Raw genomic sequence first — 1,167 nt, 5'->3', positions numbered from 1 at the left:
CCGGAGCACGGCGTCGAGTACCGGGCGGGCAGCGCTTCCCCGGCCCGAGGGCGAAGCGGGGTGACACGGAGAAGGGCCCGTCCCACCGCGGTCACCGCGGCGGGACGGGCCCCGCACCCTGCTCAGCTCATCGCTCGGCTCATCGGCTCACTCGCCGGACAGCACCGCCTGCGCGGCCCGGCGGGCGTCCTCGGCGGTGTCCGCCGCGCGCGCCGCCGAAGCGGCCCGCTCGCACTGGGCGAGCGTGTGCTTGGCCAGCGTGGCGCGGACATACGGAATCGACGCGGCACCCATGGAGAGGCTGGTGACGCCCAGACCGGTCAGCACACACGCCAGCAGCGGGTCGGACGCGGCCTCACCGCACACCCCGCAGCTCTTGCCCTCGGCCTGCGCGGCCTCGGCCGACGCCGCGACCAGGTCGAGCAGCGCGGGCTGCCACGGGTCCTGAAGCCGCGACACCGCACCCACCTGCCGGTCCGCGGCGAAGGTGTACTGGGCCAGGTCATTGGTGCCCAGCGACAGGAACTCGACCTCCTGAAGGATCGAGCGGGCCCGCAGCGCGGCCGACGGGATCTCCACCATCGCGCCGAACTTCGCCTGGAGCCCGGCCTCCCGGCACGCGTCCGCGAACGCCTTGGCGTCCAGCCGGTCGGCCACCATCGGCGCCATGACCTCGAGGTAGACCGGCAGCCCCTCGGCCGCCTTGGCCAGCGCCGTCAATTGCGTCCGCAGTACATCGGGGTGGTCCAGCAGCGTGCGCAGTCCGCGTACGCCCAGCGCCGGATTGGGCTCATCGGACGGGGTGAGGAAGTCCAGCGGCTTGTCCGCGCCCGCGTCCAGGACCCGCACCACCACGCGGCCCTCGGGGAACGCCTCCAGCACCTGCCGGTAGGCATCGGCCTGCTTCTCCTCCGATGGCGCCTTCGTGCTGTCGTCCAGGAAGAGGAACTCGGTCCGGAACAGCCCCACGCCCTCGGCGCCCGCCTCGACCGCCGCCGGTACGTCCGCCGGACCGCCGACGTTCGCCAGCAGCGGCACCTTGTGCCCGTCGGAGGTCGCGCCCGGACCGGACGAGGCGGCCAGCGCCGCCCGCCGCTCCTCGGCGGCCCGGGTCAGCTCTGCCCGCTTCTCCTCGTTCGGCGACACGAAGATCTCGCCCGTGCTGCC

1 protein-coding gene is annotated in these 1,167 nt (G+C 74.1%); it reads right to left on the bottom strand.

Annotated elements, in window-relative coordinates:
- Positions 1-147 precede the first annotated feature (147 nt).
- The coding region (locus SSOG_RS05480; RefSeq protein ID WP_039936647.1) for a putative PEP-binding protein at positions 148-1,167 on the bottom strand (1,020 nt) is incomplete at its 5' end.

The sequence above is a fragment of the Streptomyces himastatinicus ATCC 53653 genome, assembly GCF_000158915.1.
Classification (GTDB): Bacteria; Actinomycetota; Actinomycetes; order Streptomycetales; family Streptomycetaceae; genus Streptomyces; species Streptomyces himastatinicus.
This window is presented reverse-complemented; position numbering and strand designations above follow the sequence as displayed.